Origin of the sequence: Paenibacillus sp. 2KB_22, assembly GCF_052115745.1 — a bacterium.
In the GTDB taxonomy this organism is placed as follows: Bacteria; Bacillota; Bacilli; order Paenibacillales; family Paenibacillaceae; genus Paenibacillus.
Window position 1 is genome coordinate 131295 of the sequence record NZ_JBFRHG010000004.1, and the last position, 14588, is coordinate 145882.

General features: G+C 47.2%; 14 protein-coding genes. 2 read left to right on the forward strand and 12 right to left on the reverse strand.

Annotation, left to right across the window (positions count from 1 at the left end; translation table 11 throughout):
* Nucleotides 1-210 precede the first annotated feature (210 nt).
* The gene (gene modB / locus AB4111_RS23010; protein ID WP_253440512.1) at nucleotides 211-897 is read right to left on the reverse strand and encodes a molybdate ABC transporter permease subunit; all 687 of its coding nucleotides are present in this window, start codon (nucleotides 895-897) and stop codon (nucleotides 211-213) included.
* Entirely contained in the window at nucleotides 894-1766 is an 873-nt protein-coding gene (gene modA / locus AB4111_RS23015) for a molybdate ABC transporter substrate-binding protein (RefSeq protein WP_442033377.1), read from the reverse strand. The genes modB and modA overlap by 4 nt, the downstream gene beginning before the upstream one ends.
* A gap of 238 nt (nucleotides 1767-2004) precedes the next feature.
* On the opposite strand from modA, the gene AB4111_RS23020 reads away from it, so the two are divergent.
* A complete protein-coding gene (locus tag AB4111_RS23020) occupies nucleotides 2005-3048 on the forward strand; it encodes a substrate-binding domain-containing protein (RefSeq protein WP_442033378.1) in 1044 nt (347 codons plus the stop codon).
* 141 nt (nucleotides 3049-3189) lie between these two features.
* Here AB4111_RS23020 and AB4111_RS23025 read toward each other — a convergent pair whose 3' ends face one another.
* The gene (locus AB4111_RS23025; RefSeq protein WP_442033379.1) at nucleotides 3190-5262 is read right to left on the reverse strand and encodes a beta-galactosidase; all 2073 of its coding nucleotides are present in this window, start codon (nucleotides 5260-5262) and stop codon (nucleotides 3190-3192) included.
* A gap of 175 nt (nucleotides 5263-5437) precedes the next feature.
* Here AB4111_RS23025 and AB4111_RS23030 point away from each other — a divergent pair, with 175 nt between their 5' ends.
* Nucleotides 5438-6295, forward strand: coding sequence for an AraC family transcriptional regulator (locus tag AB4111_RS23030; protein ID WP_442033380.1), 858 nt, complete (start codon nucleotides 5438-5440; stop codon nucleotides 6293-6295).
* Between the two features lie 116 nt (nucleotides 6296-6411).
* On the opposite strand, the gene AB4111_RS23035 is transcribed toward AB4111_RS23030, so the two are convergent.
* The 9 genes from AB4111_RS23035 to opp1B all read right to left on the reverse strand — a co-directional run bounded on the left by AB4111_RS23035 (nucleotide 6412) and on the right by opp1B (nucleotide 14585).
* Nucleotides 6412-6747 (reverse strand): DUF3024 domain-containing protein, encoded by a 336-nt coding sequence (locus AB4111_RS23035; protein WP_339237327.1) that lies wholly within the window; start codon nucleotides 6745-6747, stop codon nucleotides 6412-6414.
* Nucleotides 6748-6859: 112 nt separating this feature from the next.
* Nucleotides 6860-7129, reverse strand: coding sequence for a 30S ribosomal protein S14 (rpsN, locus tag AB4111_RS23040; RefSeq protein WP_036605831.1), 270 nt, complete (start codon nucleotides 7127-7129; stop codon nucleotides 6860-6862).
* Between the two features lie 81 nt (nucleotides 7130-7210).
* Complete coding sequence (locus tag AB4111_RS23045; RefSeq protein WP_442033381.1) at nucleotides 7211-8407, reverse strand: GTP-binding protein; 1197 nt, start codon at nucleotides 8405-8407, stop codon at nucleotides 7211-7213.
* Between the two features lie 336 nt (nucleotides 8408-8743).
* Nucleotides 8744-10009 carry a staphylopine family metallophore export MFS transporter CntE gene (cntE, locus tag AB4111_RS23050; RefSeq protein ID WP_442033382.1) on the reverse strand — a complete coding sequence of 422 codons (1266 nt, stop codon included), beginning with the start codon at nucleotides 10007-10009 and terminating at the stop codon, nucleotides 8744-8746.
* Nucleotides 10006-11199 carry a staphylopine family metallophore export MFS transporter CntE gene (cntE, locus tag AB4111_RS23055; RefSeq protein WP_442033383.1) on the reverse strand — a complete coding sequence of 398 codons (1194 nt, stop codon included), beginning with the start codon at nucleotides 11197-11199 and terminating at the stop codon, nucleotides 10006-10008. Before cntE (AB4111_RS23055) ends, cntE (AB4111_RS23050) begins: the two co-directional genes overlap by 4 nt.
* 14 nt (nucleotides 11200-11213) lie before the next feature.
* Nucleotides 11214-11966: an ABC transporter ATP-binding protein gene (locus AB4111_RS23060; RefSeq protein ID WP_442033384.1), complete on the reverse strand. Its 753-nt coding sequence runs from the start codon at nucleotides 11964-11966 to the stop codon at nucleotides 11214-11216.
* Nucleotides 11967-12776 (reverse strand): staphylopine uptake ABC transporter ATP-binding protein CntD, encoded by an 810-nt coding sequence (cntD, locus tag AB4111_RS23065; protein ID WP_442033385.1) that lies wholly within the window; start codon nucleotides 12774-12776, stop codon nucleotides 11967-11969.
* Nucleotides 12757-13653 (reverse strand): staphylopine uptake ABC transporter permease subunit CntC, encoded by an 897-nt coding sequence (gene cntC, locus AB4111_RS23070; RefSeq protein ID WP_442033386.1) that lies wholly within the window; start codon nucleotides 13651-13653, stop codon nucleotides 12757-12759. The genes cntD and cntC overlap by 20 nt, the downstream gene beginning before the upstream one ends.
* Nucleotides 13653-14585 carry a nickel/cobalt ABC transporter permease gene (gene opp1B, locus AB4111_RS23075; RefSeq protein WP_442033387.1) on the reverse strand — a complete coding sequence of 311 codons (933 nt, stop codon included), beginning with the start codon at nucleotides 14583-14585 and terminating at the stop codon, nucleotides 13653-13655. Before opp1B ends, cntC begins: the two co-directional genes overlap by 1 nt.
* Nucleotides 14586-14588: the final 3 nt, after the last annotated feature.

Consider the following 14588-nt stretch of genomic DNA (forward strand, 5'->3'; position numbering starts at 1 on the left):
GCCCACTGAAAGCGAGTGATGAATGATTAAATTTTGGTATTTTTTTTATTTTTTTATGTTAAAACAGCTTTACATTTCCATTCGTTCCAATTCGGTTAACATTTGATATTGATGCATATGAAATATATGATAAAAACCCGCGTTAAGGAAGAACTTTTTCCCTTAAAACGGGTTTTACGTCATGATATATATCGTACACATATTTAAATCTCAGTCGTTTTTACCATCTCGCTGCTGTCTGGTCATCAATAACATGATAAACGAGATGATGATAATGGAAACAGTCCACGCCCAAGCCATAGTCTGATTGCCTGAATCCACAGCGACATAGATTGCCGTGGGTACCGTTTGTGTTTTGCCCGGAATATTGCCTGCAATCATCAGTGTGGCTCCAAATTCCCCGAGTGCCCGGGCAAAGCCAAGGATGAAGGCAGTCATCAGTGCTCGCCCTGCGAGCGGCAAGGAAATGTAACGAAAGACCTGCCACTCATTCGCCCCAATCGAACGACCTGCATCTTCCAGATCCCGATCCACACCACTGAATCCCGATTTCATCGTCTGATACACAAGTGGAAAAGCAACCACCACCGCAGCAATCACCGCAGCCCACCAAGTGAAAATAACCGGTGCGGAGAATATGGCTTCAATCCATTGTCCAAGCAGACTTTTACGCCCCAGTATGACAAGTAACAGAAATCCGACCACCGTTGGTGGGAGAACTAGTGGCAGCATAAATGCCGTTTCCAGCAGAATCTTTCCCCGAAATGAAGTACGTGACATCTTCCAGGCTATCGCGATTCCGAACACAGTGGCCACCACGCTGGATAACAGCGCAACCTGAAGCGACAGGCGCACCGGTGACCAGAATACGGACCAGTCTATGGCGTTCATATTCATTCCGGAATTGTGAATCCATATTTCGCGAAGATATCCAGTACTTCAGGGGTTTGCAAATACGCATAGAATTGTTCGGCCTCTGTGCGGTGTTTCGTTCCTTCAATAATGCCTATCGGATAATTGGCGGGTGTGTAGCTGTTCTTGTCCACCTCAAACGCAATTTTCACCTGATCTGAAGTAAGAGCATCCGTTTTATATACAAATCCGGCATCTGCATTACCTGTCTCTACATATTGAAGAACCTGTCTAACGTCTTTCCCCTGCACTAGCTTGCTTTCCAGTTCATCCCACAGCTTGGCATTGGTCAGAGCTTCCTTGGCATAGGTTCCCGCAGGCACACTTTCCGGAATCCCAATCGCTACCGTCTTGATGGAGTCATTGGTGAGATCCGTTTCGCCGGTTACGGTATTGGTCCCATCTGCTGGCACAATCGCCACCAGTGAATTCTGTAGCAGATTCTTCTGATCGCCCGATGCAATCAGATTCTCATCCACTAGCGCATTCATATTTTTCGTTGCCGCCGATACAAAGATATCAGCCGGGGCGCCCTGTTCAATCTGCTGTTGCAAGGCACCCGAGGCGCCAAAGTTGAAATTAAGTTCTATATAAGGATTAGCTAGCTCATAATTGGTTTCAATCTCTTTCATCGCATCGGTCAGACTGGCAGCCGCAGAGATCGTCAGATCTACCGTTTCCTGAGGATCACTGTTGCCCGCTGATGAACTTTCACCTGATGCCGCTGGTGTTGAAGTCGTTCCTTCTGCACCCGTGGATGTATCCGTAGTGCTCGTGCTTGCGCCACAACCAGCCAATACTAAAGCCAGTCCCAGTGACATACTTCCCAAAATATATCCGATTCTCTTTCTCATTCATGTCTCCCCCAACGTTATCTTTGGTTATAATTAGATATAATTAATTATATCTAATTATACACAAGACCAAAAAAATGGGAAGGTGATTTCAATCACAATTGATTTTTGTTACCTGTCTTCTGCGTTTCTTGCGTGTTCTCAGGTTTATGGCATCCCTCAATTAATGGTATAGTACAAGAAACATTCCATTACGATAAATGATCGGATCATTACCTTTGAAGGAGGATCTTCACTTATGACGGAGGAGCAATCCTACACAACCGAAGAAATATCCAAGCTGCTCAAAATATCGAAACTGACGGTCTATGACCTGATCAAAAAGGGAGACCTTGTCGCATACCGTGTGGGTAAACAAATGCGGATTGATGCAACGGATCTGGAGGCATATAAGCGTCGATCCAAGCAACTCCAGTCCTCAGGTCAGCGTATCCCGAATCCGGTTCAGACCTCGGGATCAGGGACTCAGCAAGTTCATGGTGATTCTCAAGAAAATTCCTTACAAGCGACTTCACCCGTTGGGTCTGCATATGCGACTACATCAGCGAGTTCTACCCATACAATGACTTCTGCACCACGGCATCTGGTCATAACAGGTCAGGATGTCAGTCTGGATATCCTAATGCGCCATATAGAAAAACAAACCCGGGACATCCGTCCGCTACGCTCGTTCATGGGCAGTCTGGACGGGCTTATCTCGATGTATCGTGGTGAGTCCGATCTGGTCAGCACTCATCTGCTCGACGGGGATACGGGTGAGTATAATCTGCCGTATATTCGCAAGATTCTGACGGGACGGTCCTATGTTGTGGTGAACCTGCTATCACGTCCTGCCGGACTGTATGTACAGCGTGGCAACCCACAGAACTTGCAGCATTGGACGGATCTGAATAAGGCTGAACTCAGACTAGCTAATCGGGAGAAAGGTTCTGGCGCGCGAGTATTGCTGGATGAGCAACTTCGGTTGCATGGGATTTCTGCCGCAGGCCTGATCGGATATGAATTGGAAGAAACCAGTCACATGGGCGTGGCTGCCAAAGTCAGTTCTGGCGAAGCCGATGTCGGAGTTGGCATTGAGAAAGCTGCACGACTTGTGGGCCAGGTTGATTTTGTCCCTCTCGTTCAGGAACGCTATGATCTGGTCATGCTGAGGAAGCAAGGTAATGAAGTCTGGACAGAATCAGTACTTCGAATTCTCCAATCACCGGAGTTCAGGCAGGAACTGCAATCATTCGAGGGCTATGATGTATCGCGAACAGGTGAAATTTTGTACGAAGCATAGGTATACCAAATGCAGTCCATAACAGCCCATGCTTAACGTGTGTTACACATCGCATCATGCATATACCAAACGCCTTGCAATGGATGCAAGGCGTTTTTGGGTTCTTTCTATATATAAGTCTGATATGGATCAATGGATTTTTTAATATGGCAAATCGATCTCAAAAATGAACACACCATACGCGGGCATGTTGATCTCATTCTGAAGTGTTGTACCCGACAGCAACTCTTTGGCTTGCTTTTTAAGCTGGATAGCCACTTGGTGATCCGAGTAGTTGAGTAAAAATACATAAGCTTTATCCTTACTGGAACGGATTCCGAGCTCAACTTCGGACGGTGCCTCTACCAGGTCACCCACAGGTGAGACTAGCCCGATTTCATCAAGAAGAGCATCGACGACCGGTTCATTGTAAGCCGCCCCATAATACCATACCTGCCCCTGGCCTACCCCACGCTTGGTCAATGCAGGACTACCTGCATAATATTCGGATGCATACTCGGCTACGACCTCTACGTCGGGATGCTCCACATGAAGAACTTCATTAAATCCGGCTGTTGGCGTTCCTTCCTGAAGTCGCTCACTCTCCCCAGTCCATTGCAGTTCGGCTGCTGGAATGGTTCCTTTGATTAAGGTGAAATCTTCCACGGTTACACCACACAACTCAGCGACAGCCCCCGGGAACGGTCTCATATAACAATGCCCCTTAATATCCTTATAACCGGTGCGTGCGCCGAAAAACAGGGTGCCCCCCTGACTGACATAGGCTTGCAGAAGTTCTGCTGTCTCGTCTGTCATGATGGCCGGGTGAGCATAGATGATCACCTTATATTCGGATAACGCCTCCAGTGTTGTCGTTGATTGCAGGGTTACCAGATCCGTCGGAATATGACGATACTGGAGCTGCTTATACCAGGAGCGTACACTCTGTTGCTGAAGCGGACCGTGCCACTCGTCCAACTCTCCGTCCCAGATGTTATCGTAATCCTGCAGGATCGCAACATTGGCTTGATATGTAGTGCCCGCAATAGCGCGCCCTATCTTGGCAAACTCTTCGCCGACTTGTGCAACCTCGCGTACCCTTCTGTTGGGTTGATTATGGTAATCATTGATGCCATGCCAGTACATCTCGGTGCCAAATGTTGCCGTCCGCCAGCGGAAGTAGACGAGCAGATCTGTTCCGTGAAGAACAGATTGATATGACCATAATCGGATCTGCCCCGGTCTTGGCGTGCCCATGCCTATACTATCGACCCAGCCTCCTGGCCCAGACTGCTGTTCCATGACGCAGAAGTTCGGTGACATGTTGCGTACGTTCGACATTTTCATGCTCCAGGCCCGGTCCTGTAATGAGTTATCGTCTGTCCCTGGGAAGATCGTGGCAAACTGCGGATACGAATCATAGGAGAAGAAATCCAACAGGTCTTCTGTCATTTCATGATTATCCAAGTGTCCAAACGTACCGTTCGTTGTGATCCAATGTTTCGGATCCAGTTCCCGAATGATGTCCACCTGAAGCTTGGCAAATGAAATGGTATTAGCTGAGATGAATCTCTTTTCATCCAATGCCAAATGAGGATTTGGCGATGGACTAACCATATTTCGGGTAAGGTGGACTTGCTCCCAGTCGGTATAGGTCTGACTCCAGAAAACGGTTCCCCAAGCCTGGTTCAGGTTCTCCAACGATTCATAACGATCCTTAAGCCATTCACGGAAAGCGACATGGTCCGCCTCAGCATAGAAAACATCCATATGACAATTGAATTCGTTATCGATCTGCCAGCCAATAAGAGCCGGATGATCTTTATAGGCAATCACCATATTACGCACGATTTTTTCACATTGCTGTCTGTAGATGGGGCTGCTGTAGTTGGTATGGCGCCGCATGCCGTGTTGATACAATACGCCGTCCTTATTTGCATTTAATACTTCAGGGTATTTTGAGGTTAACCATGCTGGTGGAGTTGCTGTCGGTGTTCCCAAAATAACGCTTAAACCATATTGATGTGCCAGATCCAGCGCCTTCTGGAAAAAACTAAAATCGAACTGGTCTTCTTCCGGTTCAAAGATGGACCATGCGAATTCAGCCATTCGAATAACTGTAATATTCATCTCTCGCATTCTGCGGAAATCGTCCTCCCACAACGCTTCCGACCAATGCTCAGGGTAATAACAGACCCCCATTTTCAATTCATCCATATGTATTGATTTTGCCATCTTTAATTGCCCCCTTAACCTGCCATATTGCCTCCATTCTATTGGAACCTTCACATATAATAAATGACAAGATTATGCGACTTATAATAAAATATTGTCATTGCTATAGATTCAAATCACAATTGGCTGAATCTATTTGAATTGATTACATAAAAATATTGCGTTCAAATGGAGGATGCACGTGAAAGAACATATCTTTCTTCCCAAGCCGATTTTCCCCAGACATGTATGCTTTCCCGATTTTATTGGAGGGTACAGTGACTTTCCGAAGCATCGTGTGCATCGAGAATATGGCACCACTGAAATTAACTTGGATCAATGCTACAATCTGCACCTTGTACTCAGCGGCAAAGGATTCCTTGATACTGGAACCACACGATATGAGTTAATGCAAGGGCAGGGATTCCTCTATGGTCCCGGTCTCAGACAAACCTACTACTCCGATTCGGATGAGCCTTGGAGTATTCGTTGGATTCATTTCTACGGCGTTCGTCTCGAAGAATTGTTAAATGGAAAAGGCGTTGACGAGCCATGGATTTTTCAATGTTCCAACTTCCCGGTGGTTACCGCGCTCATGGATCGATTGCTGGAGGTAGGCAGAGGCTATCAAGTGGAAGACGAACACAGTGTGGCAGCTACTCTATATGAGCTTCTGACCCGATTGCAATCCGCAGCGAGCCAAATCAATGTTTCGCTCAATCACACTTCAGAGCGAATTCGTGAAGCTGGGAATTATATTCGTTCCCATAGTAACGAGCACATCACACTTGACCACGCTGCCGGGATTGCCGGATACAGTACAACATACTTTAGCCGCAAGTTCAGTCAGACGTTTGGCATCTCCTTCCCGGAATTCCTCTTGGAATCCAGGCTACTCCATGCGAAGCAGCTGCTCGCGACAACGAACCTTTCCATTAAACAAATTACGCTGGAAACGGGATTCTCACAGTCAAGCTACTTCATCCGTTGTTTTAAAACCCAGGAAAACGTAACGCCTATGCAATTCAGAATGATGCACAATCATTCGTTATAGGCACGGCATGCATTCCTTGATCAAGGAATGCAAAAGAAGACTCTGCACATAACATGCAGAGTCTTCTTCGGTCATTTTTTCAGGAATGTTCATTCGTATCTTCATCCTAGTCGGCCTCACTCACGCCAGAACAGCCCTGCCTCATCCCGTTCAACCTGTTCAAGCATATCCTCAAAATCAGAACAAGGTGTAATAATATCTACCGGGTTCCAGCTGCTTTGTTCATCTCTGGCATACACTTTCCACTGATTTTCTTCCCAGTAGAATCGGGCAATGTGCATCTTATCCCATTGATACCGTTCCTCGGCGGGTCTTTCTTCGGTCAGGATCAGTTCATTGTCATTCATCTCATATGTCAACTTCACCATCGTACGCAGTGGCGCAGGTACCTTCTCATGAATATATCCGTTCATTACGGACTGAATTCTTCGTAACGTAAACAAGTCCAACATGAAGATGCACACCCTTTCAGCAAAATAACACCCTGCTCTACACACCGCATGTAGCCAAACACACAACAATCTGCCTTCATGCAAAGAGGGTCAGCCACATCCCTTGATCATTTTACCAGCTGGATTTAGTTACACCTGGAATCTGTCCTTGATGGGCCAGTTCTCTGAACTTGATTCGAGACACCTTGAACTTGCGTAGATAACCCCGCGGGCGGCCCGTCACTTCGCAACGGTTCTTCAGTCTGGTCGGAGATGCATTACGCGGCAATTTCTGCAAGGCTTCGTAATCCCCTTTTTCCTTCAATTCCCGGCGCAGATCCGCATATTTCGCCACGATCGCTTGGCGTTGCTTCTCACGTACCACTTTTGATTTTTTAGCCATGAAATCCAGCTCCTTTATCCCTTGAATTTAGTTTACATGGTGATACCGCTCTACTCCAAATACAGAACATCATCTTCCGACTTATACAGCTTCCACAGGCCATGGTAGGGGATTATCAAAATGGCCCCAGTCGGCCAGCATTTCTTCATCACTGAGCAAGCACTGGTCCAGCTCATCTTCAATACTGACACGTTCCATGTCGATTCCAATCATGACAAGCTCCGTCTGGCGATCTCCCCACTGGGCATCCCATTTCTCCAGAACATCCGGCTCGTTACGCAAAATTTCTTCTTTGTCTGCTTCCGGCAAAGCCGCGACCCAATGTCCCGCAGGACCAAATTGAATGGATGGTCCTGCCTGACTCAGGCTTGCAGCAACATCTCCTTGGGCGGCAAGCCATACCAAGCCTTTGGCACGTACCACTTCTTCCGGCCAGTAACTCATGAATTCAGCCAGACGGGAAGGGTGGAATGGCTTTCTGCGGCGATAAACGAAGGAAGCAATGCCATATTCCTCCGTTTCCGGTGTATGCGACTCCTTCTCCAGCTCCTGAATCCATCCAGCGGACATGCTCACCTTTTCAAAATCAAAACGGCCTGTATTCAGAATCTCAGACGGATTCACCTGTCCATTCTCAGTGCGAATGATTTTGGCATTAGGCTGTAGCTTGCGGATGATGCCTTCCAGCTTGTTCAGCTCGGTGTCATCGACCAGATCACATTTGTTCAGCAGCAGTACATCACAGGTTTCGATCTGATCAATCAACAAGTCTACGACGTCACGTGTGTCCTCATCTCCGGTCGCCTGATTACGATCCAGAAGACTCTGTCCTGATCCAAAATCATGCCAGAATCGATTGGCATCCACCACAGTTACCAGACAGTCCAGTCTGGCCAGGCTAGTCAGGTCAATGCCCGACTCCTCATCCGCATATGTAAAGGTCTGTGCGACAGGTACAGGTTCACTGATACCAGTGGATTCGATCAAAATATAATCATACTTGCCTTCATTCACCAACTTCTCAATCTCCTGCATCAGATCATCCCGCAAGGTGCAGCAGATACAACCGTTCGATAACTCCACCAGCTTCTCTTCGGTTCGAGACAAGCTTGCCTCCCCCTTAACCAGCGCAGCATCGATATTAACCTCACTCATGTCGTTGACGATTACGGCAACCTTAAGCCCTTGTCTGTTGTTCAACACGTGATTTAAAACGGTTGTTTTCCCTGAACCGAGGTAACCACTTAGTACGGTTACCGGAATTTGCTTTTGTGTCATAGAAATCTACTCCTTATATGTGCAGTCTGCGTAATCCAGACTTTAATAGTAATTATTACGATTAACAACATTGACTATAATCCTGTTGCACAGTCGTTGTCAAACTATTTTTACGAAATACTCCAGGAAAATGGATATGAGAAACATCTATCAACGTACTTTCAGAGAAGGTAGACCGTCTTCAGTTGAAGTTTTTCTTAAGATAATTGAACTGTTCAGATCCTTTGAAAACTTATAAATTTTAAGATATAAAAAAGACCCATGATCTGTCTCCTGCCGCTTGTATCCTGATGATACGTGCCGGAAAATTCAGTTCATGAGCCTTTACTTTACTATTCAGCTTGCTGCCACAGATCTAGCCTTATTGCCCGCTTCCATCCGTTGCCTGAACACCAGCACCAGAACCATCGCTGCAATAGACAGCAACGTACAGATCATGAACATGGTCGAATATGAACTCACCTGCACAATAAACCCCATTGCCAGTCCACCCAGAGAGAATCCGAGGTCATACGAGGACATGAAGATGCCCATGAGTACATATCTGGAATCCGCAGGCAGCACAAAAGACAAGTATGTGGTTAATGTCGGGTACAACAATGCCAGAGCAAAACCGCTAAATACAGCAGAAAGATACACCAGTGGCCCGATGGTCTCCATGAGACTGAGCAACTGGGTTCCCATTGCTGCACACAGCATAAGCCCTGCCATAAGCCAGGTATTCCAGCTGCCGTCAGACGGAATTTTTTTACGCAAAATAAACCTGCACAGAATGACAACCAATCCCTGAATCGTCAGAAACACGCCTGCACTTGCCATTCCGGTGGATACCATATACAAGGGAAGGAAGGTCGCTGTTGCCCCAAAAACGCAGGACGCAAATAACATCACTACACTGCTGATCAGCAGTGGTGTACTGCGCCAAATGCCGCCGAATGAACGAAACATGTCACCCAAGGTATACGATTTGTTCTGCACGGTACTCCGTGGCAGATCCACATTATATCCAATCAGAAGTGGCAGAGCAGCCAGTCCGATCATCAGCAGCGTAAACGCCAGATCACTGGCATTTTCCCAGATTTGTATGGCGAGGATCGGAATAACGAGAGAAGGAACCATCGTAAACAGGGTGTACATGGACAGCCCTTGTGCCCGGTCTTTGTCCTCCAGCTTTTCCACAATGCCTGCCTGCATCGTCATGGAGAAAAAGGCCGTAGCCACCCCTTGCAAGGCCCGCAGCCACAGATACGTCTCCACACCAAAAACAACAAATAACAGCAGCGTTCCGGCATGCAAAAGCAATAACCATTGCATCACACGCAGCGGCCCATGCTTGCCAAGCAACTGGGCTGCGAAAGGTCTCAAGAGCATACAGGTGAACATATACGCCCCCATCATCAGACCAATCTCTGCCTGATTCAATCCGGCGGCTTCACTTCGCAAAGGCAGAATAATCGTCAAAGCCGAATTCGCCGCAAAAAACAAAAAGGCCAGCATATAAAACCGGATAAACGAAAAGGATACCGGATTTAATTTTCCATTGGATGTTGCAGTCATCGAAGACTTCAAACGTTCGTCACCACTTTCTCTTCTGGCAGTCAACTCACAGATGTACCTGTCACGGGTCTACGCCGTTCATAGGCAAAAACGATCATTACCGCTCCTAGGATAGCACACATCCTGTACATAAATGAATAGGAAGAGAAGTCAGCGACGGGTCCCATAATCACACCACCTAGAGAAATACCCAGATCCGCCATCGCGATAAATAACCCGATCAGAACGTTCCGGTTCAGCTTAGGCAACACAAAAGATAAATAGGTCGTGAGTGTCGGATACAGGATCGCCTGACCGATTCCCATGAATACAGCGCCCACATAGAAAAAGACCACCCCGCCTGTCACGGCATAACTGACACATTGCGCAGCTACGGCGAGCAGACACATGGTGCCCATCATGAAAGGAGAATGCCAACTGCCATCAGACGGAATCCTTTTCCTAAGCATGATTCGAGCCAGCACCACCGTCCCGGCCTGAAGCATCAGATACACACCCGCATTCCCATTTGGTACTTGACTCGCATACAGCGGGATAAAGGTGGTAATCGCACCAAACACAACGGAAGCGGCGAGCATTAACACACTGCATCGAAACAGAAACGGATTCTTCACCAACTGACCAAAGGATTCCCACATACTGACGTTCTGCTCCGAAAGGTTCTCAGCAGGCTGCTCCTTGTTTGGTTCCATTTTGGCGGTGTATCCGAAGATGCCCGTACAGACGGCAATGCCGATCAGAACGACTGTAAAATAATCCATGCCTCCCGCCTGCCATATCCCCAATGCGAGCACTGGCCCCACGATGCCTGGTATATAACTGAATAGTGAATAATAAGAAATCCCCTGAGACCGGTCTTTCTCCGGAAGGGCATCGATAATGCCAATCTGCAAAGCCATGGAGAAGAACGCAGTCGATACCCCCTGCAGTATCCGAGCGACCAAATAACCTCCGAGTCCCGTAAAGGTATACAATATCAGCGCAAACCCATTGATAATCAGAATCAAACGCAATATTTTGATTGGTCCGTGCTTTTGAATAATCCGACCTGCCCAAGGTCTGAAGAACATCGTTGTAAACATATAGGCACCCATGATCAGCCCAATGGTGGTACTGCTTGCGCCAAGATATTCCCCCTGCAACGGGATCAATACATTAAGAATGGCATTGGCACTGAAATAAAGAAGGACCAAGATGTACAAACGCAAAAAAGGCCAAGACATCGCTCCACTCACAATGGGTACTCCCCCTAAAATGGTATTAAATGGTTTAATAATTGCTTCGCATAGTCGGACTGCACGTCCTTGAGTTGCTTGGTCGGAACGATCTCTACAACCTGCCCCGCTCTGAAAATAATTACCCTGTCGCAGATATAGGCTGCCGCCTGTATATCATGGGTGATAAAGACATAGCTCAGCTTGTAGATTCCCTTCAGTTCTTTCAACAACTGCAGTACCTGAATCTGAACAGACACATCCAGTGAACTGATCGCTTCATCGAATACGATGAGTTTAGGGGCTGTGGAGATTGCTCTTGCAATACACACTCTTTGCGCCTCGCCACCGGATAGTTCATGCGGATATTTGGATCTATAGGAAGGGTCCAGTCCAACTTGGTTCAACAACAGATCCACTTTCTCTGAGTAACCCTGATCCTTTCGCAGCTTTTGCCGAGCTTGCATCGGTTCCATAATGGCATCTTCAACCGTAAGAAACGGATTGATGGAAGACGTGTAATTTTGAAAAACAGCGCTGATATTACCCATCCGTATACGCCGATCCTGTACGTCTTTACCATCCAGCAAGATCGTTCCACGATCCGGCCGTTCAATGCCCAGAACCAATCGTCCCAACGTGGATTTCCCGCTTCCACTCTCCCCGATGATGCCTAAACATTCGCCATGCTGACATTCAAAGGTCACCTGTTTCAATACTTGTTTTTTGTGCTTGGAGAACAGTCCGCCCTGGTTATATGACTTTTCGATCCCTTCCACCTTTAGCATCTATACGTCCCCCTGCATCAACGCCTTAAAATGATTGCTCAGCTCCAGTCGGGTAGAGACCAGATACTGCGTATAGGCATGCTTCGGTTCTGTCAAAACAGAATGCATGCTGCCGCGCTCGACGATCTTGCCGTCTTTCATAACCATTACATCATCTGCAATCTTCTGCACGACGCCGAGATCATGGGAGATGAACATCATAGAACAGCCCATATGCTCGCGTAATTGAATCAATTGCTCCACCACTTCATATTGGGAGATCGTATCCAGTGCCGTTGTTGGCTCATCCGCAATAATCAGATCGGGCTCAAGCACCAATGCCAGTGCAATCATGATTCGTTGCAGCATCCCACCGGACAGCTGATGCGGGTATTGATTTAGAATTTCGCGCGGATGTCTGAGCATGACGCTTTCCATGGCATGCATGATTTTTCGTTCAATATCGCGGGTGTTCCAGCCAAAATGCTGCTGAAGCGTCTCCCGAATATGCACACCAATGACACAGGAAGGATCAAATGCACTCATGCCATTTTGCAAAATCATACACAGTTGCTTGCCCCGCTTACGTCGCATCTCCGGTTCCGAAAGCCGGTTCAGGTCTTCGCCCTGAAATAACATCGTTCCCGATTGGCGAATCCATGGCTTGTTTAATCGCATCAGAGCCCTGCATGTGACAGACTTGCCACTTCCACTTTCGCCGACGATGGCCATACAGCTTCCCTGTCTGACTTCAAATGAACTGTTATGGATAATCACTTTACCTGTATGGGTATCCCATACTTTCAACTGTTCAACCTCGACTATATTCATAAGCCGTCTTTCTCACCTCACTTTCGTAAGACTTGTCAGACTTACCTTGAGAGGTCATCAGTTTGGGGTCCAGAGCCACTTGAAGCGCATCCGATAGAAAATTAAAAGCAGACACAACCACTACAATAGCCAGTCCCGGGGCCAGCATCAATTCAGGTCTGGAGAACATGACTTCCCTCGCCTCATTGAGCATCATCCCCCACTCCGCATGCGGAGCCTGAATGCCAAGCCCCAGAAAGGAAAGGCCGGAGATCTGCAACATCATCGAACACATGGAACCACTGGCAATGACGGCAATATCGGCAAAAGTAACTGGAATAATATGTTTGGTTATAATTCTCAGATTGGGTGTACCAGAGGCTTTGGCGAATTTTACATAGTCCATATCCGAGAACTGCATGACAGATGTGCGGATAACGCGGGCAAACCAGGCCCATTTCATGCACACAAAGGCAATCAAAATATTCTCCAGTCCTGCACCCAAAATGCCAACCACCGCCAGTGTCATCACGTATCCGGGAAAAGACAGCATAATATCACAGACTCGCATGATCCATGCATCCACTTTTCCCTTGAAGTAACCCGCGACGAATCCAACAATGGCCCCGATCAGAACAGACAGACTAAGTGCAACCAGAACCCATAACACACTTGGGCGGATGCCATAGATAAGCCGGGATAATACACATCTGCCCAGATGATCATTGCCTAATAGATACTCCCAGGACGAGGAGGCATAACGAAGCTTCATGTTCACCTGCCCAGGGTCATGCGGTGCGATAAGCGGGGCCAGAATGCCCACCATAAGCGTGACAACAATCACCACCAAAGAGGTCATAGCAAGCTTGTCTTTACTCCAATTTTTCAGTATTCGCATCAGAATTCCTTTCTCAAACGAGGATTCATCGCCGCATTAATGATGTCGGATAACGTGTTAAACACTACAAAGGTGACAGCCAACATCAGAACATACGCCTGTATAATGGGAAAATCCCTGCTTAAAATGGATTTCACGCTGAGCCTACCGAGCCCCGGCCAGGCAAAGACATTTTCGATGACCACCGTACTGCCCAGCACGATCGGGATTGCCATACAGAAGATGGACACGGCCACCTGTAATGAATTTCTTAGAATGTGCAGGGTTACTTTCTTCTCGCTCAGACCACTTGCTCGTGCATATAACACGTAGTCCTCATTCATATTGCTCAGCATGGAACTTCGCACCGTTCTGAAATAAATGCCTGTATAACTCACCGTGATTACAATAACGGGAAGAATGTAGCTTCGATACGAGTCCATGCCACTGGTAGGCAGCAGATCCAGCTTGACGGAAAAATACCAGATCATCATGGCTGCAAGCCAGTAGGATGGCATGGCGGTAAGGAAAAATGATACACCTCTGACCGATCGATCCAGCAGCTTGCCTTCTCTCATCGCACAGATCACACCCAGCAGAATGGACAGCGCAATAATGAATACCGATGAGACAAGTGTTAACTTCAATGTGTTCATAAAAGCAGGCCCCATCAATGACCACACGGGTTCACCTGATACATAAGAGTTGCCAAAGTCCAACTGCACAACAGCCATGATCCAGTTCACATACTGGATCATGAACGGCTGATCGAACCCCAATGCCTGGTTGGTCTGGGCAATTAATTCCTCTGTAATCTGCGGAACTTCCTGTGCCTGTAAGACAACAACCGCCGGGTCCAAGGGAGATAGATTAATCAGAACAAACGTTATAAATGAAATGATAATCAGTAAAGGGATGGTTAACAGAATCCTTTTGACGATATAACTTCCCATATC

Coding starts and splice junctions, on each gene's coding strand:
- modB (WP_253440512.1), bottom strand. CDS start 897: ATGAATATGAACGCCATAGACTGGTCCGTATTCTGGTCACCGGTGCGC.
- modA (WP_442033377.1), bottom strand. CDS start 1,766: ATGAGAAAGAGAATCGGATATATTTTGGGAAGTATGTCACTGGGACTG.
- AB4111_RS23020 (WP_442033378.1), top strand. CDS start 2,005: ATGACGGAGGAGCAATCCTACACAACCGAAGAAATATCCAAGCTGCTC.
- AB4111_RS23025 (WP_442033379.1), bottom strand. CDS start 5,262: ATGGCAAAATCAATACATATGGATGAATTGAAAATGGGGGTCTGTTAT.
- AB4111_RS23030 (WP_442033380.1), top strand. CDS start 5,438: ATGCACGTGAAAGAACATATCTTTCTTCCCAAGCCGATTTTCCCCAGA.
- AB4111_RS23035 (WP_339237327.1), bottom strand. CDS start 6,747: ATGTTGGACTTGTTTACGTTACGAAGAATTCAGTCCGTAATGAACGGA.
- rpsN (WP_036605831.1), bottom strand. CDS start 7,129: ATGGCTAAAAAATCAAAAGTGGTACGTGAGAAGCAACGCCAAGCGATC.
- AB4111_RS23045 (WP_442033381.1), bottom strand. CDS start 8,407: ATGACACAAAAGCAAATTCCGGTAACCGTACTAAGTGGTTACCTCGGT.
- AB4111_RS23060 (WP_442033384.1), bottom strand. CDS start 11,966: ATGCTAAAGGTGGAAGGGATCGAAAAGTCATATAACCAGGGCGGACTG.
- cntD (WP_442033385.1), bottom strand. CDS start 12,776: ATGAATATAGTCGAGGTTGAACAGTTGAAAGTATGGGATACCCATACA.
- cntC (WP_442033386.1), bottom strand. CDS start 13,653: ATGCGAATACTGAAAAATTGGAGTAAAGACAAGCTTGCTATGACCTCT.
- opp1B (WP_442033387.1), bottom strand. CDS start 14,585: ATGGGAAGTTATATCGTCAAAAGGATTCTGTTAACCATCCCTTTACTG.